Consider the following 22910-nt stretch of genomic DNA (forward strand, 5'->3'; position numbering starts at 1 on the left):
AGCTAAATATAAATATTGATCGTGTAATCCACACCTACTGTTTTATCCAACTATTGCAGCAGTAACTTTAAATTGATGCCAAAATTGGTAAATGCGGTGTTGAAAGTTTGTGAGGTATATGGCCTTGTAATGTTCGAATCGTAAAATACATTTAAGTTAAAACGCTGGTTTATTACATAGTCGATTGACGGGCGGACCGTGATATTTTGCGCACCGGACGAAATTTCGGCTGCCTGCACGTCGGCCCGGTAGATGAGTGTTTTATTATCCTGTAAAGAGAAATCAATCTTAAAGTTTACGTCATTATCCTGTTTGCCGCCCATCAGCCCAAAAGGGAACCTGAAGTTTTTTGCATGATAACCCCAGCCGAAAACCAGCGCACTTTGATTTTGTTGCGCTAACTGACTGTTTAATAAACTAAGGCTCAAGGAACGACTTTTTCGGTACTCAAAATTGGCGGTCATGTTGTTTTTAAAGCGTGCTGCCATACCTATCAGGGGTACAAACTGTTCAAAAATAGTAACCTGCGAGAACTGGTAAAAAGGCAAAAAGTCGTTATTGGCATCGCGCGAGCTTACCGCGCCGTTGGCTGCCTGGTACTGTAAAAGGGTGGTAAAGCCCGAAACGCTGTATGTTGAGCGATAACCGTGCGTTACGTCAAAAGAATCGAACCACTCCATAAACATCGGAACGTGACTTAGCCCGTTATAGGTGATCTGCCAGTTGGGGATTGGAATATTGGGGAACTGGCCCAACCCTGATTTACCGGCATCTTTACCTGCATAGGCTGCCAGGAATGCCGGCACTAATACATTTTGCGAGTTGGCGCTGTAACCGTCGCTAAACCCGCCCACAGGTGTTCCGGTGGAGTTAGGGTTTTGGCTGCCCAGCCGTTGCGAAATAACCGCCCGGTTGTCAAGAAACTTCTGGAATGTTGGCGATGTATTGTCAACACCCTTTGATTTTGAAAATGCGGTAGCAATAGTTAAATAAGAAACACTGTAATCGCCCGAAGTTATGGGGCTAAGGTTTTGAATATTATTTGACCCGTCAATTGATTTAAAAGTAGTTTGATAAGTATGATCCTGCGTTTTAAAGGCCTGCAGCTCTATCCGCAGGTAAGGCAACGGTTCAAAAGTTCCTTTTAAATGCAGGTCCTCGTTAAGTGTTTTTACGTACAGTTGATTTTGAAGCGTATCTGTACTGATCCAGCCATTGGCGATGGCTTTTTGGCGCAAATCGGCCTGACTGCCCAGCAGGAATCCCAAACCCGGTGCACCATAGTTAAAGTCCTGTCCAAAAAAGTTAGACTCGGGCAGGTAACCAGGGATAAACGTACCTTCTGTACGGGTATAAGTTCCACTTATGTTCTTTATGCTTGTTAACAGGCCTACCAACAGTTTATTGATGCCGCTTGCATTATCCGGTCCCGTTGCACGTTTTATAAACTTTAATTTTTTATAAAACTGGTCAAAATTCAGTGATGGGTTCAGCTGAATGGTACGTGAGTTATTGATACTGTTGCCTATGCTGTATTGAGGGTCGTTAATAGCAAACAGCGGCTGCGACTGCCAGTTAAAGTGCGTGCTGTAACGGGCAACCATGCTGGTCCAATCAAGCCCCGGGATTTTAGCTAACGGCACCGTATAATTAAAGTTGATGGTATGGTTGTAGTTTGTGGTACGCCCAAGCCGTTTTAAGTTTTCCCAAAGCGTATCCACTTTTAAGCCATCCGTTCCGCGGCTGGCAGGCTCGTCCACCACCGAGAGGTTGGTGGCATCAATATCCATGGTAAGCGACTTTGATAAATTCCAGCCGATGCCATATACCCTGGTAATGTTAAAGGTTTTATTAAATGTGGTTGGGATAGGAATAAAGTTGTTTGGGTTGTTGTTCCTTAAAGTATTCTCTGAATAAAAACGGTCAAAACTGATGCTAAAGTTTAAACGCGACGGCAACAGACTATAGTTAAAATCGCGCAGCAGCGCAAGCAGGTTGTTCTTAATTACCTTACTAAAAGGGCTGTAAAACTTAGGCTGGTTGGTATAGTTATAGTCCAGTTCAGCCTTGTAGGTTTTCTCCAGGTCGTTCTGTGTTGTAAAATCATGATGCTGGTATTCAGAATAGGAATAGGTTGCGTTGAGGTTAGAAACATCCCAAACATGATTTTTTGCCTTCGGATCTGTTTTAGCGATATGCACATTGGTAAAGCTGATGCTCTTTCGCAGTGTATAATCTTCGGCGGCGGTCTTTATTGAATCGCGTTTCTTCGAATCATTCGTTGCTGCAAGTGTTTGTTTTAAAGTAATGTCCGGCGACGCAGGGTCATATTGCGGAGTGCTGACTTGTGATGATACATTAACATAGGCCGGGATATGTACCCCGCTTTTATCAGGGAAGAATTTACCGAGCTCAACATTAGCGGCAACATCATAAACCTGGTTATCATACAGGCTGCGGTCGGCCAACCGCGAATCAAGCGAGCCGAAGCCAACGGTAGTTTTACTGCCCGAAACCGTTACATCGGCAAAATCGGCAAGCTTGGCATTCACCCTGGCAGTGGCGGCCCACCCACCTTTCTGATCAAAATTAGTCAATCGCAATTCATCAAACCAAACCGTGCCATCCTTATTAAGGCCATCGTCATTACTGGAGTTCGATGCCGGTTTTAACGGGTTCCGCACGCCCAGCATCACCGCAGTTAGCCGGCTCAAGTCGGGCTGCCCTACAATGGTAATTTTATTCCGCCCGTCAGTTACCGTGAAAGGCATAGTAAGCGGCCATGGTTTGCCCTGGTACCGTGCGTTGTTACGGGCAAGTTTTGCCGTGGTTAATAATGAAAGCTGCAGATTAAGCTCGTTTACATCTGGCCAAATAGAAGTTGGCGCGGAGGTACCGGGCTGGGTTATTTTTAAAGGGATCTCATACTCGTAGTAGTTATCAACATAATCAACCCCAAGGCGTACAAATGCGCTAAGATCATCGTCCCTTAACTGGGTGCCTTCCGCATGGATAAACATTTGTAAGTTCTTGTATTTTCTGAGGTCGTTATTAAACAAACGAAAAGCAGCACGCGAGTAACCATCGCGCAGGTCTGTAACCTTTAATGAAAGCGACTGCTCATTAAGCCTGGTATTTGCCTGGATGTTATTATAATCAAGCTGGCGGGTAATACCCGGAGGAACAACATATGGGATTGGCTGGCGGTTACCGTTTGCTTCAATATTTACAGTTTCAACATCAAGTACTGAATTATCAAGCGGCGGGTTAATCAACGATGGGTCTGCAATTACATTATTAGGGTTATTCTCGGTATTAAAAGCGCGCCACTCGCCGCGCACCAGTTGCATTGATGCAAAACGAAGCACAGCGGTGTCTGCAAAGTTGGTCATGAACATGCGCATGTAGCGAATAGATTTAAAATCCTGGATGCCGCCAATAGCCTGCTGGTAAGCGGTAATAGGCACTCTAAACTGGTACCAGGTAACATCCTGCGTCGTGCCGTTTGCCAGCTTAACTGCAGAAGTAACCTTATCGCTGACAAAGTTTTTGCCTACCACCAAATCTGCAGGGCGCAAGGATACCTTGTACTGAAAGTATTCATCATCCTGGTCCATGTTATTATCATGGTTGATGTCCTCACCGTCGGGCAATGATGTTGAAGCCGATGTTTGCAGACCAAGTAGGGCCTGTGATTGCTCTGCCGTTGGCGAGTTGCCGTCTGTACCGTTATACCTGCTGTAACGTTTCAGGATGCCTGCGCCCGTTTTATCAAGGTCGGGGCCCTGGTAATATTGATAATCGTCAGATGATGGATCCGCCGCAAATGTATTGGCGGCCTGCGCATTCAGCGCGCCTTTAACCTGCTGGACTACCGATGAGAATTTTTTCTGCTCGTCAGCGTCATTTAATCCATCCAAACCCACATCCTGCGATTTACGGGAGGCTGGATCATTGTCGAACGCATTTACAACCGGCTGCAACTTTGATACCCGGCCCCAGGTGGTTTCATCAGTATTGCTGTAGTTACCGTCAACAGGTAAACTATTTTCAAGCCCTTTACGGCCGTCTTTTAATATATCTTCGGAGATATTACCAAGGTTAAAATAAAGATCTCCACCCGCTGAGTTTGGTTTATAAATATAAGGGTCCATCACCCAAAACTCAATATACTGCACGTTTAATGACTCAAAATCATTTGCGTTTATCCCGCGGACAATACCACCCCAGCGCGATTTTGGATTAAGCAGCGTACCATCAGCATTAAGACCGGTTGTTGTAAAATTGTACGGCCCCCTTACCGTTGGATAGAAAGCTAAATCAAGAGTGGCTATATTTAATGGCTGCCCGCTTGGCGTTTGCTTAAATGGATACACTTCGTTTTGAAGCACCTGCCTTACATAATGGTTTGACAGTTCATTGCGGCTAACCGGGATGTTGCTGCCAGTATAAAAAATGGGGTCAATATTATAAAACGCCAGCCTTGCCCGGTTATAACCATATCTAAGGTCGTTAAATGACTGCGACTCGGGGAACAACTGCGGCGTGCCCGAAATCTGCCAGCTATTTGCACTTTTTACGTCAATTACCGATTGACTATTTTCAAAATCATCCAGGTATGATGTCCCGTTCTTTGATCCGGCAAAGTTCAGTACAGAAGGACTGCCTGGTAACAATTGCGCAAACTCACCGTTGAAACTTATGGACGATGGGGCTTTAGTATGTATAAAAGGAATTTTATCAACCAGCCTGGTCAACAACCTTGAATTGGCATTATAATTTACGTCAAACCCGTAAATGGTATTTGATATAGACTCCTCACCAATAATCTCGTTTTGAGTGATTGGTTGTTCGGTAAGGTGCATTATGGTTGCCCCTATTGCCAGGTTATCATTTACCTTGTAATCAAACCGGGATCCAAACAGCGATTTCTGTTGCACGCCAAACAACTCATTATTTTCAACCTTAACCGTAATTGGCTGCCCGGATGAAAGTAGTGCGGTGTTCAGAATGCGGATCCTTCCTGCACCATAGTCAATGGTATAATCCGTTCCTTCGGCAAGTTTTAACGTGCCTGCATTAACTACTACTGATCCCTGGGGAATATTTACGGCGTTTAACTGGTATTCTGATCCACCGGTTGCCGTATAGGTACCCTTTATCAAATAGCGGTTAAGCTGCGGAAAAAACTGCTGCGCTATGGTTTTTGTTGAGTCATATAATTGTTGGTAAACATAGCGCTTGGCCAGGTCCGATTCTGACGCAGTGAACTGTTTAGCCAGATCTGACCCAAACGGTTCCAGTTCCGGGAAAATGATCTTTCCGTTTTGCGAATCAATCGTTATACCCTCTAAAAAGTCAAAGTAGCCGTCGGGCTGTTTATTTTGTTGCTGATCGAGGTTATCAAGATCCGTAAGCTGCAGCCAAAGTTTACTTTTGGTATTCTGCCCCTCTTCCATAATGGTTTTTTCGATACCTGACTTATCATCCAGCCGCGTTACCGTAAGCTTAAAATCCTTAGGGCTAACCTGGAAAGAGTTTAATGAATAAATATTTTTCATCATCAGCTTCCACGTAGGCAAACTGGTTTTCAACAGCTGATTTTTCAGCAGTTTTACATATAACACCTTGGGATTATTCGGATCGACAGGCACATCGCTCGAAAACTCCCCTACCTGGTATTGTACCCCGTTATAAGTATATTGATAAGCAACCGCCAGCACCTCATCATTATTTAAAGGATAATTCAGCGAAATGTAACCCAGCTGCGGATGAAGCGTAAATTCCTTAGCTGTTAATTTACGGGCATAGGTAAGTTTGGTGTAGTTGTCTGATCCTCCTGTTGTTTTGAAATAGCTGCCTATGGTATTCTGCGGATCATTTGTTAATCGTGTCGACGCCGGTAAATTAGCCAAAAGGTTATTTGACTGCTGCGGAAAGCCGGGGCCTTTGAAACCCGCCGGTAAGCCCGAATACGCAGGACCTCCATGTATCAATGTTGTGTTATATGGCTTGTTTTCGCCGAGGTCCATCAGGGCCAGTACGTCGCGTGAGTCGGTGGTATTGTTGGTACGATTGGTGGTCCAAACCTCAATTTTGGTAATATTTACATTTGATGAGATGATTGGAATATTTGAAAGCGCCTTATTGTAGTTATTTCTAAAGAACTGCGATAAAAAGAAGTGCCTGTTTGCTTCGTAGTCAGCAGGGGTAAATTTAAACTGTCCTTGCTGTGCACCATTGGTGATGGTGATTGTTTTTGACTGCGACCGCTGCTGCGACAAGATGGTCGTTATATCGAGCCTGCCGAATTTCAGCTTTGTTTTCACCCCAAAAAGTGCCTGGCTCCCGGTAATAAGCGTAGTATTTAATGGCATGCTTACGGTACCTGCTTCAATTTTTTGAATGATCTCGTCAGGCTTGCCTGTATAATCAAGCTTTATCTGGTTCTCAAACTGAAACTGTGCATCGGTATTGTAATTGGTAGTGATTTTTAATTTATCGCCAATGCTCCCGGTTACGTTTAGCTGGATCTTTTGGTCGAAATTAAAATTAAATTGGGTGCGCTGCTTGGTGTTATAAAGTGGATTTTCGTTTTTATTGATCTGGCCTGACATAATAGCCTCGGCAGATCCCTGCGGCCTTATATCAATGGTCGATCCGCCGAAGATCTGGTTAAACGTCTGGCTCCTGAGTTTTATCGGAGGGATAAAACCGGGCTGCTGCGATTCATAAGCGTAATTATCTGAAAGCTTTTTAAAATAATCACGCCTGTTCTCCTTTTCCTTATACCGTAAATACTCATTAAAAGTAAGGTACTGCGGCGGACGGTATAATAAGTTGCCTACGCGCTCATACATTATGTACCTGTTGGTTACGGCGTCATACTCAAAAGTACGTACAAGATTTATGGGGTCGTTGATGAGCGCACCCTCACGCAAGCGGTAATTTTTCGACTCGGTGATCTTACCGGGGATCTGAACCTTTACAGAATCCTTTTTTGTGCCGGGAGATGTCTGGGCAAACGCATTTCCAGCCCCGCAAAATGCAGAAATAAATGATATAAATACAGCAGCTTTGCGAGTAAAGGTTCTAATCAAGGCTCAAGTAAAAAATTAACGTAATTATAAAGCTTTTAGGGCAGATTTAATCAACTGTTCGACAGTTAAATCATTATTTTTGCTTATTTCATTATCTAGTACCTTTTCAACTGAATTTCGGACAAAACCCAGCATAACCAGCGCAGACAACGCTTCTTCGCGTACTGTTTTATTTAAAGGCACTGTACTTAACGTATCTGAACCCTCTTTACGCAACTTATCCTGTAGTTCAAGGATAACCCGCTGCGCTGATTTCGGGCCGATCCCTTTTATGCGCTGGATCAATGCAACATTACCGGATATGATCGCATCCCGGATTTCCTCCGGCGTAATTGATGACAACATCATCCGGCCCGTATTGGGCCCGATGCCTGAAATAGAGATAAGATGCAGGAACAAACGCCGCTCACCTTCATCAACAAAACCATACAAAGTATGGCTATCTTCCTTTACATGCAACCAGGTAAAAAGCTTGCAGCGCTCGCCGCTTCCAATTTTTGAATAAGTATTCAGTGAAATATTGATGTGATAGCCTACCCCACCTGCATCAATCACCACAAAAGCAGCGCTTTTAAAAACTAATTTACCGTCAATATAGGCGTACATAATTTATCAGATAGTTCCATTTTTCAATTAAAAAATGAAAGGTGAAAGGTAACAGGTTTTTGACAGAATAAGGTTTATTTCTTTAAACAATTTATCGTAAAGGTAAAAAGTAAAAGGCTTAAGTTTTAAAAAAATCGAGCAAGGAACAACCGATATCAAAAGGGCGGCTTAAAGCGCTCATTTAATACCTTTTGCAATACTTTATTTTCCGGCGGTTATTTTTTTTTGCTTTTCACCTCTTCATCTCCTTTTTCCTGGGCATCAACCACCGCAATGGTAATCATGTTCACGATTTCCCGAACCGAGCTTCCCAACTGCAATACGTGCACTGGCTTTTTCAGTCCGAGTAATATAGGACCAACAGCTTCGGCACCGCCAATTTCCTGCAATAATTTGTACGCAATGTTACCCGACTCGAGGTTTGGAAATATCAGCGTATTCGCAGGCTTGCCATTCAGGGTTGAAAAAGGAAAGTTATCGGCAAGCAGTTCAGCATTTAAAGCAAAATTAGCCTGCATATCCCCATCAACTATCATATTGGGGTATTTTTCATGTAAAATGCGAACAGCATCCATAGTTTTCTCCGGAATCGGCCCGTGATTGGACCCAAAATTCGAGTAGGAAAGAATAGCCACCCTCGGGTCGATATTAAATTTCCTCACTGATCTTTCAATCAGCACAGTAATGTCTACCAGGTCCTGTGTTGACGGGTTTACGTTTACGGTAGTATCACCAAAAAATACGGGCCCCTTTTTTGTAATCATCATGTACATACCCGCTACACGGCTAACGCCATCGCCGGTACCTATCACTTGCAGGGCAGGTTTAATGGTGGTAACATAATCCTTAGTCAGCCCCGAGATTAAAGCATCGGCCTCGCCAAACTGCACCATACACGCACCGTAATAATTACGGTCGTGCATTAGCTTCTTCGACTCATAAACCGATACCCCTTTGCGCCGCCTTTTGTTGTACAGATATTCAGCATATTCATCCATCCGCTCACAGTTCTCTAACGGATCGATAATTTGAACATCGCCCAACTCTATATCGTACTCTTTCATTATCTGCCTAATCTTGCTGACATTACCAAGCAGGATAGGCGTGGCTATACCTTCTTCTTTTACTATTTGGGCAGCCCTTAAAATTTTATAGGTATCCGCTTCAGCGAAAACTATGCGTTTAGGGTTTGACTTGGCTTTATTGGTAAGGTTACGCAACAGCTTATCATTGATCCCTATCCGCGACCTTAGTTCTTCCGTATAGGCATCCCAATCTGTGATGGCTTTACGGGCAACACCCGACTCCATAGCAGCCCTTGCAACGGCTGAAGACACCTCGGTAATTAACCGCGGGTCCATCGGTTTTGGGATAATATAATCCCTACCGAATTTAAGGTTAGTTGTGTTATAGGCCAGGTTAACAGCCTCGGGAATTGGCTTTTTTGCCATGTCAGCTATCGCCTTAACCGCAGCTATCTTCATCTCCTCGTTAATGGCAGTAGCGCGCACATCCAGCGCCCCCCTGAAAATATACGGGAACCCTAAAACATTGTTTACCTGGTTCGGAAAATCAGACCGGCCGGTAGCCATTATTATATCCTTGCGCGCGTTTACGGCAAGGTCATAAGCTATTTCCGGAGTAGGATTAGCCATTGCAAAAACAACAGGATTTTTCGCCATTGACTTCAGCATATCCGGTGTAACCACATTCCCTGCAGACAATCCAACAAATACATCAGCATCTTTCATTGCCTCTGCGAGTGTCTTAGCATCTTTACGGGTGGTGGCAAATTCAAGCCTTATATCATCCAGATCAGTTCGGACGGGGGTAATTAAACCGTTCACATCAAACATCACCAGGTTTTCTTTTTTGACCCCAAGTGCCAGGTACATTTTTGAGCAGGAAACAGCCGCGGCACCGGCGCCATTCACCACCATTTTTATTTTGTCGAGCTTTTTGCCCTGAATCTCGCAGGCGTTGATCAATGCCGCACCGGATATGATTGCCGTGCCATGCTGGTCATCGTGCATCACCGGGATCTTCATTTCCGCTTTTAACCGGCGTTCAATTTCAAAACAGGTGGGGGCAGAAATATCTTCCAGGTTTATCCCGCCAAAAGTAGGCTCAAGGGCTTTTACAATGCTTACAAATTCATCAACAGTTTTGGCGTTAACTTCAAGGTCAAAAACATCAATATCGGCATAAATTTTAAACAATAAACCCTTACCTTCCATAACCGGCTTGCTTGCTTCAGGGCCAATATTGCCCAACCCGAGCACTGCTGTCCCGTTTGTAATTACACCAACCAGGTTACCCTTTGCGGTGTATTTATAAACGTCATCAACGTTATCTGCGATACGTAAACATGGTTCTGCAACGCCCGGCGAGTAAGCCATACTTAAATCGCGTTGTGAATTGGTGGGCTTGGTAGGTATTACCTGTATTTTTCCGGGACGGCCTTTTGAATGGTAGTTTAACGCATCCTGGTTACGGGTGGGTTTGTTCATCTTCTCTCAGTTACTGGAGTGCAAAAGTAAGGATTATTTTGATTTAGGGTTTCGAAAGTTCGATTTTGAGGCTATTTAAGGAGATTGGCGATTAGTTAAATAAAAAAAAAATAATTGTATCCTAAATCGTTTTACAATCAATTGTCCCGGTTCTCGGAATCAAAAAAGGTGCTCCACTTTCGCAAAACACCTCACATTATATCTTTCTTAAAAATTCCTGGTGTCTTAAGCCTTCGCCTCTTCCTTTATAGCCAACTGTCCGCAAGCAGCATCAATATCTTTACCCCGGCTACGGCGTAAATGTGTATTAACACCTTGTTTTTTCAGGTAGTCGGCAAAAGCCTCAACCTTATCTTCGCCGGCATTAATAAATGCAGCCATCGAAATGGGGTTATATTCAATAATATTTACCTTACATGGGAGGTGCCTGCAAAATTGCGCCAATTCGGCAGCATCTTCAATATTGTCATTAAAACCATCAAAAATAATATATTCGTAAGTAACCGGGTTTTTGGTTTTAGCATAATAATACTTCAAAGCCTCGGCCAATGCTTTTAGCGAATTTTGCTCATTAATAGGCATTATCGTGTTCCGCTTGGCATCATTGGCTGCGTGTAATGACAGGGCAAGGTTAAATTTCACCTGATCGTCGCCCAGCTTCTTGATCATCTTAGCGATTCCTGCTGTTGAAACGGTTATTCTTTTTGCCGCCATGTTAAGCCCTTCTTCCGAAGTTATCTTTTCAACCGACTCCAGTACATTCTTGTAATTCAGCAGGGGTTCGCCCATGCCCATGTACACAATATTCGATAGCGGGATGCCATAGTTTTCTCTTGCCTGCTTATCAATTAAAACAACCTGGTCATAAATTTCATCCGGATTTAGGTTGCGTTTACGCTCCATGTAACCCGTCGCACAAAATTTACAGGTTAAACTGCACCCTACCTGTGATGATACACATGCAGTCATTCGCCCGAGAGTAGGGATCAGAACACCTTCAATTAAATGAGTATCGTGTAAAATAAAAGAATTTTTTATAGTTTTATCTGCGCTAAACTGTGAATTATGAATTTTAACGTTGTTGATAATAAAATTCTCATTAAGTTTGGCGCGAAGTTCTTTTGAAATATTACTCATCTCGTCGAAAGAAAAGCAAGATTTTTTCCAAAGCCATTCATAAACCTGCTTTGCTCTGAACCCTTTTTCGTCCATTTGGACAAAATGTTCCTGTAAAGCTTGCAGATCAAGGCTTCGGATATCTATTTTTTCTTTTGTATCAATCACGGTGCAAAGGTACAAAATAAAAAAAATATCTTTTTTTTATTAACTTCCTTTATATTTAAAAAACAATAACTAAAAGTTAATGTAATTAATTGTGGTTGGATTAGTTTAATAAATGCGAGAAGTGTTAGCAATACTTGAATGAAAAGTTTTAAAGCCGATTACGTTTATCCTGTTTGTGCCGATCCAATTAAAAATGGAATAGTGACTGTTGATGACTTTGGGAAAATAATATCCGTTATTGATCCTAATTTATTACCGGAAACATTTAATGCCCCTGTTGAACAGGTTAGTGGTATCATATGTCCCGGGTTTGTTAACACACATTGCCATGTAGAACTCTCCCATTTAAAGGGAAAAATTGACCGCCGTACAGGGCTGGTTAATTTTATTATTGATATTCAAAAAAGCCGGGGGGCTGATCATGCCAGGGTGCTGGAAGCGGCTGAACAAGCCGATTTAGAGATGCATGAGAACGGTATTGTAGCCGTGGGCGATATTTCAAATACCAATAGCACAATCCCCGTTAAGGCAAATAGCAAATTATACTATCATAGTTTTATTGAAACATTTGGCTTTTTGCCTGACAGGGCCACCGAAGTATTTAACAATGCTCTTTCACTGCTTAATGAATTTAAACCACAGCCCTGCTCCATAACACCACATGCTCCCTACTCGGTATCAAAGGAGCTATTTAGGCTGATCCAAAAGCATTGCGATAACGGCCATAATCTAATCAGTATTCATAACCAGGAGTGCGAAGACGAAAACAAGTTTTACAGGTATAAACTGGGTAGTTTTAATGAACTGTACGCACGTTTCGGCATAGACATTTCCTATTTTAAGCCGCAGGCCCGTAATTCGCTACAGTCTATATTGCCTTTGCTTACTACCAGGCAGGACATTTTGCTGGTACACAACACCTGCACCAACTTAAAAGATATCTATTTCCTAAAACGGTTCGACCAAAAAGTTCATTTCTGTTTTTGCCCTAATGCAAATCTTTATATTGAGGGTGTTTTACCTAAAATAGAACTGTTTATAGGGCAGGGATATGATATTACACTTGGTACTGATAGCCTTGCGTCAAACAATAAGTTGTGTATTTTAAGTGAAATGCGTACCATACAAGAAAAATTCCCATCCATAACAACAAAACAATTAATAGAATGGGGAACCCTTAACGGTGCAAAATATTTAGGCATTGATGACGAAAAAGGCACCATTGAGCCCGGCAAAACTCCTGGCTTAAATCTGATAACCGGCCTCGACGGGCAGAAAATAACACCGGAAACCAAGGTAAAGAAATTAGCTTAGCGAACCCGTAATTGTTGTAACGTTTGATAGTTCCCGAAACTTATCCATAGGGGCAAAGCAAATCTTATTAACTTTGCAATCTTAAACTAATTTATCCCTTACAACTCAGCACAACCAAAATGAAACACCTCGATATAATTATAAAAGGCACTGTACAAGGCGTTTCGTTGCGGGCGGCGGCAAAAGCCGTTGCCGACCAGCTTAGCGTAAAAGGCTTTGTAAAAAATGAACTTAACGGCGATGTTACTATAGAAGCTGAAGGTGATAGCCTTTCGCTCGAAATGTTTCTGGAGTGGTGCAATGAAGGCTCTGAGCATGCAACAATAACCTCCATTGAAACCAATGAAGGTGAACTGAAAAACTATCGTAATTTTGAGATTGTAAAAAAGAGCCGCTAACAATTGCTTTTTAAAATTAATATCCTTTAAGTATTGTCAACAGCTAAAAAATTTGCCGGTCAAACAGCCTTATATGGTTTAAGTACCATAGCCGGCAGGGTACTTAACTTTTTCCTTACGCCGGTTTACACCCGCGCATATTCTACCAAAGTGTATGGCATATTCGGCAACATGTACAGCTATGCTTCTATGCTTAACGCATTGCTCGCGTTTGGGATGGAAACCACTTTTTTCAGGTACCTTAATAAAAAATCTGGCGATAAAGATGTTGTATATAACAACGCTTTCGGTGCTATACTTGCGGTATCAGTAGTTTTCCTTTTAATTACTTTTCCGTTAAGTGGTTTAATTACCGGCTGGATTCAGATTGATCCTAACACACCTTTTACCGAATATGTGCAATACACCAGGTATTTTATTGGGATTTTGGTAATTGATGCGCTCTGTGTAATTCCTTTTGCTAAAATAAGGGCAGATGGACGCCCGGGCCATTATGGTAAAATCAAATTATTAAACATCATAATTTTTGTCGGGCTTAACCTCGCGTTTATTTATGTGTTACCTTATGTAGTCAGCCATAATTTGCCCGGCACTGCCTTAATTACGCCATGGTTTAAAAAGGGCTGGCTTGGCTATGTATTTTTGTCAAACCTTATTGCCAGCATAGCAACATTATTGATGTTACTGCCTGAGTTGGCACAACTGAGGCCTAAGTTTAGCCGGGCCTTATTCGCCGAGATGTTACTTTACAGCTGGCCTGTTCTCATCGCTAATTTTTCATTCCTTATTAATGAAAACCTGGATAAAATATTGTTAGGCAAATTGCTCCCTGTAAAAGAAAGTGCTACCCAGGTAGGCATTTATGTAGCTTGCGCCAAAATATCTATATTCCTTAGCATATTTGTTAATGCCTTTAGACTAGGCGCAGAGCCATTCTTCTTTAGTCACGCCAATAATAAGAATGCCAGCCAGACATATGCCCGTATAATGAACTACTTTGTTATAGCAGTTTGCTTAATATTTGTGGCGCTGGTAGCTAATATTGATTTGCTTAAATATTTTATAAAAGGAAAGGATACTACCCAAACAGCTTTGTATTGGTCAGGGTTACGGGTAGTGCCCATATTGCTTTTTGGATATGTAAGTTTGGGTATTTATATGAATCTTTCCGTATGGTATAAACTATCTGACCAAACTAAATACGGTCTTTATATATCCGGCGTGGGGGCTATCCTTACCATTGTATTAAACTTAATATTCATCCCCGACTATGGTTATATGGCGTCAGCCTGGATCTCATTAACAGCCTACGCAACCATGATGATATTATCTTACTTATGGGGCCAGAAAAATTACCCTATTCCATATAACTTAAAAAAGAACATAAGTTATATTATTATTTCAGTTGTATTCGTTTATTTATCTTTCTGTGTATTTAAACGTAATATATTTGCAGGTAACGCCCTGTTATTATTGTTTGTAACCGGCGCTTACATTGCAGAAGGAAAAGAATTAAAAGCTATTTTTAGCAAGCGATGAACATCAAAATAATAAACAGATCAAAGAACAGTTTACCGGCGTACGAGACGCTTCATGCCGCCGGTATGGACCTGCGTGCCGACCTGGAGGAAATTATTACGCTTAAACCAATGGAGCGTAAATTAGTCCCAACAGGGTTATCTATTGAATTACCAGAAGGATTTGAGGCGCAGATCCGTCCGCGCAGCGGGCTTGCGTTTAAGCATGGAATAGGAATAGTTAACTCACCGGGTACCATTGATGCTGATTATCGGGGCGAAATTAAAGTGCTGCTTATTAATTTTTCCGATCAACCGTTTGAGATAAACACCGGCGACAGGATAGCACAAATGGTGGTTGCCCGCCACGAGAAAGTGAGCTGGGACACCGTTGAAGTTTTAAACGAAACCGCGAGGGGAGCAGGCGGCTACGGACATACAGGCGTTTAATTAAGATCAAGGTTTTTATAGTCAGCAACCAAAAAAGAATAAGATTGGAAATGAGCAACATACAAGCAAGCGAAAAAAATACCGGTAATAGCAATAAGTTGCAGCTTACCTGCGCTAGCTTGATACTTGTGTCCTGCTGCTTATTTCTCACTCAAAAAGCATGTGGTCAGGATAAAAAAATAGTGATTGTTGCCGCAAAACCGATGACCTATACCGACAGCGCAATGGTAAAGCAGATCTTCTTCTCGGCCCTGTCTGCAAAAACTATTGAAAACAACACACTTGCTTCCGAGCTTTTCGAAAAGGTTACCCGGATAGACCCTGCAAATGATGCCTCGTTGTACGAACTGGCTCTCATAAAAAAATCAAAAAGCAATTATGCCGAAGCCCAGATGCTACTTGAAAAGGCGGTAACGGTTAACCCTGATAACGAATGGTACTGGAATGCTTTGGCCGAATGCTACGAAAAGAACAATAGCATTGATAAGCTTGAAAATGTGTTTAATGAGCTCATAAGGATCAACCCGGACAAAACTGATTATTACTACGATAAAGCGAACGCATTTTATTATCAAAACCGCTACGACGATGCTTTAAAAGTTTATGATAAAATTGAAGAGTTAAGCGGGCCCACGGATGATCTGTTGGCTAACAGGCAAAAAATATACCTTAAACAAGGCAAAGTTGAACTGGCGGCAAAACAGTTGGAGCAAATGATTGCCACGGATCCTAACCAAATAAAATATTATCTGTTCCTGGCGCAGTTATACAGTTCAAATAATTTTTCAGATAAGGCCCTTAAAGTTTTACAAACTGCTGAAAAGATAAAGCCGAACAGCGGCCTGGTGCATTTGGCCCTTGCCGATAGTTACCGTGATAAAAAAGATATTGAAGCTAGCTATAAACAGCTTACGCTTGCATTCGCTATTCCCGAACTGGATATTGAACAAAAAATAAAAATTGTTTTGGGTTATCTGCCCCGGTTTCCTGACCCTAATGCCAGGGCCAGCGCGCTTGAGTTGAGCCGCATACTTACTATTGCTCACCCTGCCGATGCCAAAGCTTTTGCAATATATGGCGATATGCTGCTGCAAAACGAAAAACTTAAAGACGCAAAGACAATGTATCAAAAATCTGTAACCCTAAACAGCCAGGTTTATGATGTACAGGAACAGTTGGTACGCATTGATTTGGGTGATAATGATATTGATGCCGCCATAAAAGATGGGGAAAACTCACTTTCGCTGTTTCCAAACCAGGCATGGATGAATTACCTGGTTGGCGTGGCCCGGATGCAGAAGAAGGAGTATAAAAAGGCGCTGGATTACCTAAAAAATGCAACTTCATTAGAACTTCAGGATAAGGACCTACTTTCACAAAGTTATTCGGCAATTGGCGATTGTTATCACGATCTGAAAGATAACAAAAGCTCGGATGAAGCTTATGACAAAGCTTTAACCTATAATCCAGACAACGCTTTTACACTAAATAACTATGCCTATTATTTGTCATTAAGAGGTGAGTACCTTGACAAGGCAGAAAAAATGTCAAAACATTCAAACGAATTGCAGGCAAAAAATGCTTCGTTTGAAGATACTTATGCCTGGATCTTGTTTAAACAAAAAGATTTCAAGGGCGCTAAAGTATGGATAGACAAAGCATTAGCTGATGATGCCAATAAAAGCGGCGGAAAAATAGAACATTACGGAGATATATTGTTTTACCTGGGTAATGTGGACGAGGCAGTAGAGAACTGGAAAAAAGCTAAGGAAAAAGGCGATAAGTCGCCGCTATTGGAACAAAAAATAAATGGAAAGAAATACATTGAATAATATTTTATATACGAAAAGCCATAGACTGGCGGTTTATATAAAATTGATAGCAATTTGCGGCTTGCTGCTTGTTTTTAGCTGTAAAAGCCGTAAACAGGTTTTGGTAAAAAGGGTAGCGGTTGATAGTGCCGTGGTTGCAAAGCCAGTTAATACCAAGGGAGCTACATTGGCTATTATTAAAACTAAACAAACCAATTTCAACACATTTTCGGGCAAGGCTAAAACCAAACTTGATATTAGCGGCAGCAGCAATGACGTTACGCTTAATATCCGGATCCAGCGCGATCATAAGATATGGGTGTCGGTTACTGCCATTGCGGGTATTGAAGTTGCAAGGGCGTTGATTACGCCTGACAGTATACTGCTGGTAAACCGGCTTCAAAGCTTGTATGTGCGCAAACCTTTTAGCTACATTAATAAATTTGCAGGCAAGCAGGTTAATTATAAAACACTTGAATCATTACTAATCGGTAACGCCATACCTGAATTGCTAACGGAAAATTCCAATTTAGTTTCGGCGGCGGGAAGCACTACTTTGACAGGTAACTTAAACGACGTTGTTTATAAACTAATTTTAGGCCCGGATATGAAAGCTACCCAAACCAATTTGGGTAATCCGGCTGCGGCACAAACCTTACTGGTAACTAACAGTGCTTTTATACAGGCTACAAACAGGATAATGCCATCGCAAATAGATATGGCATCGGTAGTAAAAGATAAAAAAATACAGCTTAATTTGCATTATACAAAAGCAGACTATGATCAGCCGCTTGAATATCCGTTTAGCATCCCTTCCAGGTATCAACAAGCGGAGTAATAATATTATAAAGAATGAGAATTTTTAAAGCAGTATTTTTTTTAGTTTTAGTTTTTGCTGCGTTTAGCGTACATGCACAAACCAGTGCCGATTTAAAACGCCAGCGTGAAGCATTGACACAGCAACTGGAACAGCTTAACCGCGAATACCAAGAGACTGCCAGCAATAAAAAGACTACTTTAAAACAGCTTAATTTATTAAAACAGCAAATTAACATCCGGGAACAAAAGATCAGTAATATCAATTCTGAGGTTCGCAACCTGGATAACCAGATCTCGGAAAGCAATCATTCTGTTCGTAACCTGCAAAGTCAGCTAGACCAGTTAAAGAAGGAGTACGCAGCGATGGTTTTGTTCACTTACCGTAACCAGAGCGCTTATAATAAGCTGATGTTTATTTTTGCTTCCAAAGACTTTAACCAGGCTTATAAACGTTTAAAATACTTACAGCAGATAGGTACTTACCGTGAACGGCAAGCCAACTATATCCAGGAAACACAAACTGAACTGCATGTTAAAATAAACGAACTGGATAAAAACAAAAAGGAGAAAAACAACCTGCTTGTAGATCAGGAAAAAGAAAAAAAGACGCTGGGAGACGAAAAAAACGCACAGGTGCAGGTTGTTGCTGATCTTTCAAAGCACGAGGGGTTACTGAAACAACAGCAACAGGACATTCAGAAAAAAATAGCAAAGAAAAACAAAGAAATTGCAGCTACCATTCGCCGGGAAATTGAAGAAGCAAGGCGCAAGGCCGAAGAAGAAGCCAGAGCTGCCGCCAGGGCCGCTGCTGCGGCTGCCGCAAAAGCTAAAGCCGAAAACAGGGAAGTAGCTACCCCTAAAGTGAGAACGATCAACAAAAACTCGTCAAACAGCGAGGTTTTAAATGCAACACCGGAAGCCGCCAAGTTATCAAGCGACTTTTTGGACAATCGTGGATCATTGCCATGGCCGGTTGCTAACGGAAGTGTTAAGCAGGGCTTTGGAATTTACTATGATGAAACCCGGATAAAAAATGAAAGCCTGGGATGGGATATTAAGACAAACGCAGGGGCTTCGGTTAGGGCGGTATTCCAGGGTGAAGTTTCAAATGTTAAAGATGTAAGTGGCACATACCTGGTGGTAATTAAACATGGTGAATATTTTACCGCATACTCCAACCTTAAATCTGTAACGGTTAGAGCAGGGCAAAAGGTAACAACCAAACAGGTTATAGGAACGGTAGCTACTGATTCATCAACTGGTGACGCTATTGTAAGTTTTTCGTTATATAAGGGAACAAACCCTGTTAATCCGAAAATATGGCTGGCGCCAAATTAGTTTTAATTTTATAAATTTTAAATTGCCTATATTTGCAGGCTAATTATAATCCGTATGCATAATTTAGTATTGGGATTTTTGAATATCGGTTCATCCGAAATGATACTTATTGTATTTGCTGCGCTGTTACTTTTTGGCGGTGAGAAACTACCTGAAATTGCACGTGGACTAGGGAAAGGCATCCGTGATTTTAAAGATGCTTCAGAGGGCGTTAAACGCGAGATAAACAACCAGATAAATAGCTACGAAGAAAAAAGGGAAGAGACCCGTTTAACCGAAGAAGCTACAAAAATTCAGGAAGAAACAGCAAAGGGTGAACTCCCCGCGCATCCTGAAGGTTTTGCCCCGGTTGAAAATACAATACCGGTGAGCGACAGTTATTTTTCGGCTGTAGAACATCCTGTTTCCGAAACGCCTATTGATTTGCACAAGAGACCGGCTGCTGGCGAAATTGATGCTACAGTGAGCCACGAAGATGCAATACAACATCCGGCTGAACCGCAACACGAATCATCCGGAACAACAAAAAACACATAATAAGAATATTAAATCATAATTAAACAAACAAAATCATGGGTGGATTAGGCGCACCAGAAATTATTCTGATCATCATTGCAATTTTAATACTGTTTGGCGGTAAAAAAATTCCTGAACTAATGAAAGGTTTAGGTAAAGGCATGAAAGAATTCAAGGATGCACAAAACGGCGAAAGCAGCACAACAACTTCAGGGTCAACAACCAATACTGAAGAAAAACCAAAAGTTTAAGTTGTAAACCAGGCCGGCAAATCCGGCAGTGGCTCTTTTAATGTTTTATATTTATAAACTTATCTGTTGATTATTTATACATTCAACGGATAAGTTTTTTATTTTAGCCCCATGACTAAGTCTTATACCTCGTTAAACGAGATAAAGAATGAGATTGCAATTGGAAAAATTACGGTCCTAAAACTGGTAGAAGGTTATATCGGCAACATTACAGAAAACGCGCGCTTAAATGCTTTCAACGAAGTATTTGCGGCTGAAGCCCTTGAAGAAGCAAAAAAGATAGACGCCCGAATTAAGCAAGGAATCGCCGGCAAACTGGCCGGTATGGTTATTGCAATAAAAGATAACATTTGCTACAAAGGGCACAAAGTGAGTGCCTCCTCTAAAATTTTAAAAGATTTTACTTCGGTTTATACGTCAACCATTGTTGAGCGCTTACTGGCAGAAGACGCGGTTATAATTGGCCGCTGCAATTGCGATGAATTTGCGATGGGTGCCGCTAATGAAAATTCATATTTTGGCCACGTAAAAAACTTTGCCGACGAAACCAGGGTTTCCGGCGGTTCATCAGGTGGCTCGGCGGTTGCTGTGCAGGCAAATATGTGTCACGCTGCAATTGGTACAGATACCGGCGGCTCCGTTAGGCAGCCGGCCGCTTTTTGCGGACTGGTTGGCTTAAAGCCAACATACGGACGTATTTCAAGGCATGGTATAATTGCTTACGCTTCCTCGTTTGATCAGGTTGGCCCAATCACACGATCAGTAGAGGACGCGGCGCTTTTACTTGAAGTTATGGCAGGACCTGATGAGTATGACGGCACTTTGGCGAATAATGAAGTTGCGGAATTCAGCAAAAACATCAAGGCTCCCGGTAAAAAAAAGATAGCCTATTTGCAGGAAGCCTTGTCGAGCCCCGGCGTTGATGCTGACGTTAAGAACACGCTGGTAACTTATATCGAAAAGTTGCGCGCCGAAGGCCATACAGTGAAACCCATAGCCTTTGATCATCTGGATTACATGGTGCCGACCTATTATGTGCTGGCTATGGCCGAAGCATCTTCAAATCTTTCCCGCTATGATGGCGTACATTACGGCTATCGTAGTCCCGCAGCCACCGATCTGTCGTCAACCTATAAAAAATCACGCTCCGAAGGGTTCGGCAAAGAGGTTAAACGCCGTATAATGCTGGGCACTTTTGTACTTAGTGCAGGCTATTATGACGCCTATTTCGCAAAAGCGCAAAAAGTTCGCCGCCTGATAAGGGAGAAAACGGATGCAATTTTGCAGGAGTATGATTTTATTTTGGTACCTACAGCTCCCGAACCGGCTTTTGCCATAGGTAAGCAGGAAAAAGATCCGGTTGTAACGTACCTTTCAGATATTTTTACTGTGCAGGCCTCATTAACAGGAGCACCTGCTATTTCATTACCTGCGGGCAATAATAGCAGAGGATTACCGTTAGGATTACAACTGCTGACCAAACATTTTGATGAACAGGAGTTATTAAATTTTTCTAAATATTTCCTTGAACTATAGAAAGTTTATATATTAGTAAAATATCCTGATTATTTCGCTAAGTTAAATCCTAAAGAATGAAGAGAACACTTACGCTGATCTTCTGTTTACTGTCATTACAATTAGTTAAGGCGACATCTCGCTCTTTCTTTGCTTCAACTGCTTTACCGCAAAATTCAAGACTGATTCATGACTATAAGAAAATACCAGCAGACACCATCATTGTTCCGGTAGTCAACCAGCCTGCACCTTTAACCAGCCAAAGCAACATTTACAAGCGCCGGTTAGATTCAATCAAAAAAGACATTCCGCTTGATTACAACGAATACGTAGCAAGTTATATTGACATTTACATGCGAAACCGCGATGAAATGGGCCGTGTGTTGGGTTTAACAAAATATTACTTCCCTATTTATGAAAAGGCTTTTCATGATGCAGGGATTCCTGATGAAATAAAATATTTATCTATTGTTGAATCAAAGCTTGACCCTTACGCGGTATCAAGGGTGGGTGCTACCGGGCCATGGCAGTTTATGTTTACCACTGCAAAGCTTTATGGTTTAAACATGGATGACTATGTAGATGAACGCCGCGACCCTATACAGGCAAGTTACGCAGCGGCAGCCTACTTAAAAGATGCTTACCAGGAGTTTGGCGACTGGCTTTTGGCCATCGCGTCCTATAATTGCGGTAAAAGCAATGTGGAGCGCGCTATTGAAAAAGCAGGTGGCGCTACTGATTTCTGGTCTGTTCGCCAGTACCTCCCCAATGAAACGCGTGGCTACGTGCCTGCATTCATAGCAGTGGCGTATTTAATGAATTATGCTAATAAACATAATATTGTGCCGCAAGCATGCAGTTTCGCTTTAAAAACTGATACCATTTTAGTCAACAAATACCTGCCTTTAAGCGCCGTTGCGCAATCGCTGAAGCTTGATCTTGCCCAGCTAACCATTTTAAATCCTTCGTATAAAAGGCAGATTATAAACGGCACAGCTAAAGCGCCCCGCCGGATGATCATTCCGCAGATAGACAAAGCGCAATATGCTGCACTGTATGAAACGTTGAACAATTCAGCCCTTCAAGGACCGGCACCACAGCCAGTATATGCTACATACCACGAAGTTAAAGTTGAACATACACCCTCATACCATAAGGTACGAAGGGGCGAAACACTAAGAGATATTGCTGATAATTTCGGGGTAGAAATACAGGACCTTAAAGTTTGGAACCATTTACACAGCAACAAGGCCCAAGTTGGGCAAAGGCTTAAAGTAAAAGAATCTGCCGATGAACCAGAAGAAAAGCAAGTAACAAAAAGCAGCCGTAATTATGTTACCTACAAAGTAAAAAGCGGAGACACGCTTAGTGGAATAGCTTCAAAATTCGACGCATCCGTTGAAAAGATCAGAGAATTGAACGGTCTAAAAAAGGGAAGTTTACAACCGGGAATGATGATTAAGATCAACAAAGGGTAAAGC

15 protein-coding genes are annotated in these 22910 nt (G+C 42.1%); 11 read left to right on the forward strand and 4 right to left on the reverse strand.

Features of this window, described 5'->3' with window-relative positions:
* Positions 1-50: 50 nt before the first annotated feature.
* From sov to rlmN, 4 genes are all read right to left on the reverse strand, one after another.
* Positions 51-7100: a T9SS outer membrane translocon Sov/SprA gene (sov, locus tag MuYL_RS19325; RefSeq protein ID WP_094572119.1), complete on the reverse strand. Its 7050-nt coding sequence runs from the start codon at positions 7098-7100 to the stop codon at positions 51-53.
* Between the two features lie 24 nt (positions 7101-7124).
* Positions 7125-7706 carry a Holliday junction branch migration protein RuvA gene (gene ruvA, locus MuYL_RS19330; RefSeq protein WP_094572120.1) on the reverse strand — a complete coding sequence of 194 codons (582 nt, stop codon included), beginning with the start codon at positions 7704-7706 and terminating at the stop codon, positions 7125-7127.
* A gap of 215 nt (positions 7707-7921) precedes the next feature.
* Positions 7922-10216, reverse strand: coding sequence for an NADP-dependent malic enzyme (locus tag MuYL_RS19335; RefSeq protein WP_094572121.1), 2295 nt, complete (start codon positions 10214-10216; stop codon positions 7922-7924).
* A gap of 225 nt (positions 10217-10441) precedes the next feature.
* Positions 10442-11500 carry a 23S rRNA (adenine(2503)-C(2))-methyltransferase RlmN gene (rlmN, locus tag MuYL_RS19340; RefSeq protein ID WP_394338971.1) on the reverse strand — a complete coding sequence of 353 codons (1059 nt, stop codon included), beginning with the start codon at positions 11498-11500 and terminating at the stop codon, positions 10442-10444.
* 138 nt (positions 11501-11638) lie between these two features.
* Here rlmN and MuYL_RS19345 point away from each other — a divergent pair, with 138 nt between their 5' ends.
* From MuYL_RS19345 to MuYL_RS19395, 11 genes are all read left to right on the forward strand, one after another.
* Entirely contained in the window at positions 11639-12814 is a 1176-nt protein-coding gene (locus MuYL_RS19345) for an amidohydrolase family protein (RefSeq protein WP_094572122.1), read from the forward strand.
* A gap of 119 nt (positions 12815-12933) precedes the next feature.
* Complete coding sequence (locus MuYL_RS19350) at positions 12934-13212, forward strand: acylphosphatase (protein WP_094572123.1); 279 nt, start codon at positions 12934-12936, stop codon at positions 13210-13212.
* Positions 13213-13245: 33 nt separating this feature from the next.
* Positions 13246-14751, forward strand: a complete 1506-nt coding sequence (locus MuYL_RS19355) for a lipopolysaccharide biosynthesis protein (protein ID WP_170309771.1) — start codon at positions 13246-13248, stop codon at positions 14749-14751.
* Positions 14748-15179: a dUTP diphosphatase gene (gene dut / locus MuYL_RS19360; protein WP_094572124.1), complete on the forward strand. Its 432-nt coding sequence runs from the start codon at positions 14748-14750 to the stop codon at positions 15177-15179. The genes MuYL_RS19355 and dut overlap by 4 nt, the downstream gene beginning before the upstream one ends.
* A 50-nt stretch (positions 15180-15229) precedes the next feature.
* Positions 15230-17011 (forward strand): tetratricopeptide repeat protein, encoded by a 1782-nt coding sequence (locus tag MuYL_RS19365; RefSeq protein ID WP_094572125.1) that lies wholly within the window; start codon positions 15230-15232, stop codon positions 17009-17011.
* Positions 16989-17828, forward strand: a complete 840-nt coding sequence (locus MuYL_RS19370; protein WP_094572126.1) for a DUF4292 domain-containing protein — start codon at positions 16989-16991, stop codon at positions 17826-17828. Before MuYL_RS19365 ends, MuYL_RS19370 begins: the two co-directional genes overlap by 23 nt.
* A 14-nt stretch (positions 17829-17842) precedes the next feature.
* Positions 17843-19147 carry a murein hydrolase activator EnvC family protein gene (locus tag MuYL_RS19375; protein WP_094572127.1) on the forward strand — a complete coding sequence of 435 codons (1305 nt, stop codon included), beginning with the start codon at positions 17843-17845 and terminating at the stop codon, positions 19145-19147.
* A 54-nt stretch (positions 19148-19201) separates the two neighbouring features.
* Positions 19202-19684 (forward strand): Sec-independent protein translocase subunit TatA/TatB, encoded by a 483-nt coding sequence (locus MuYL_RS19380; RefSeq protein WP_094572128.1) that lies wholly within the window; start codon positions 19202-19204, stop codon positions 19682-19684.
* A gap of 35 nt (positions 19685-19719) precedes the next feature.
* Positions 19720-19914, forward strand: coding sequence for a twin-arginine translocase TatA/TatE family subunit (gene tatA / locus MuYL_RS19385; protein ID WP_094572129.1), 195 nt, complete (start codon positions 19720-19722; stop codon positions 19912-19914).
* A 111-nt stretch (positions 19915-20025) separates the two neighbouring features.
* Positions 20026-21450, forward strand: a complete 1425-nt coding sequence (gatA, locus tag MuYL_RS19390; protein ID WP_094572130.1) for an Asp-tRNA(Asn)/Glu-tRNA(Gln) amidotransferase subunit GatA — start codon at positions 20026-20028, stop codon at positions 21448-21450.
* 56 nt (positions 21451-21506) lie between these two features.
* Positions 21507-22907 (forward strand): lytic transglycosylase domain-containing protein, encoded by a 1401-nt coding sequence (locus tag MuYL_RS19395; protein ID WP_094572131.1) that lies wholly within the window; start codon positions 21507-21509, stop codon positions 22905-22907.
* Positions 22908-22910: the final 3 nt, after the last annotated feature.

Source organism: Mucilaginibacter xinganensis, assembly GCF_002257585.1.
GTDB lineage: Bacteria > Bacteroidota > Bacteroidia > Sphingobacteriales > Sphingobacteriaceae > Mucilaginibacter > Mucilaginibacter xinganensis.

Excerpts from the sequence above, each read along its gene's own strand:
- MuYL_RS19365 (WP_094572125.1), top strand. The coding sequence starts at position 15,230 with ATGAGCAACATACAAGCAAGCGAAAAAAATACCGGTAATAGCAATAAG.
- MuYL_RS19375 (WP_094572127.1), top strand. The coding sequence starts at position 17,843 with ATGAGAATTTTTAAAGCAGTATTTTTTTTAGTTTTAGTTTTTGCTGCG.
- MuYL_RS19350 (WP_094572123.1), top strand. The coding sequence starts at position 12,934 with ATGAAACACCTCGATATAATTATAAAAGGCACTGTACAAGGCGTTTCG.
- dut (WP_094572124.1), top strand. The coding sequence starts at position 14,748 with ATGAACATCAAAATAATAAACAGATCAAAGAACAGTTTACCGGCGTAC.
- MuYL_RS19380 (WP_094572128.1), top strand. The coding sequence starts at position 19,202 with ATGCATAATTTAGTATTGGGATTTTTGAATATCGGTTCATCCGAAATG.
- MuYL_RS19335 (WP_094572121.1), bottom strand. The coding sequence starts at position 10,216 with ATGAACAAACCCACCCGTAACCAGGATGCGTTAAACTACCATTCAAAA.
- MuYL_RS19395 (WP_094572131.1), top strand. The coding sequence starts at position 21,507 with ATGAAGAGAACACTTACGCTGATCTTCTGTTTACTGTCATTACAATTA.
- gatA (WP_094572130.1), top strand. The coding sequence starts at position 20,026 with ATGACTAAGTCTTATACCTCGTTAAACGAGATAAAGAATGAGATTGCA.
- MuYL_RS19345 (WP_094572122.1), top strand. The coding sequence starts at position 11,639 with ATGAAAAGTTTTAAAGCCGATTACGTTTATCCTGTTTGTGCCGATCCA.
- MuYL_RS19370 (WP_094572126.1), top strand. The coding sequence starts at position 16,989 with ATGGAAAGAAATACATTGAATAATATTTTATATACGAAAAGCCATAGA.
- tatA (WP_094572129.1), top strand. The coding sequence starts at position 19,720 with ATGGGTGGATTAGGCGCACCAGAAATTATTCTGATCATCATTGCAATT.
- ruvA (WP_094572120.1), bottom strand. The coding sequence starts at position 7,706 with ATGTACGCCTATATTGACGGTAAATTAGTTTTTAAAAGCGCTGCTTTT.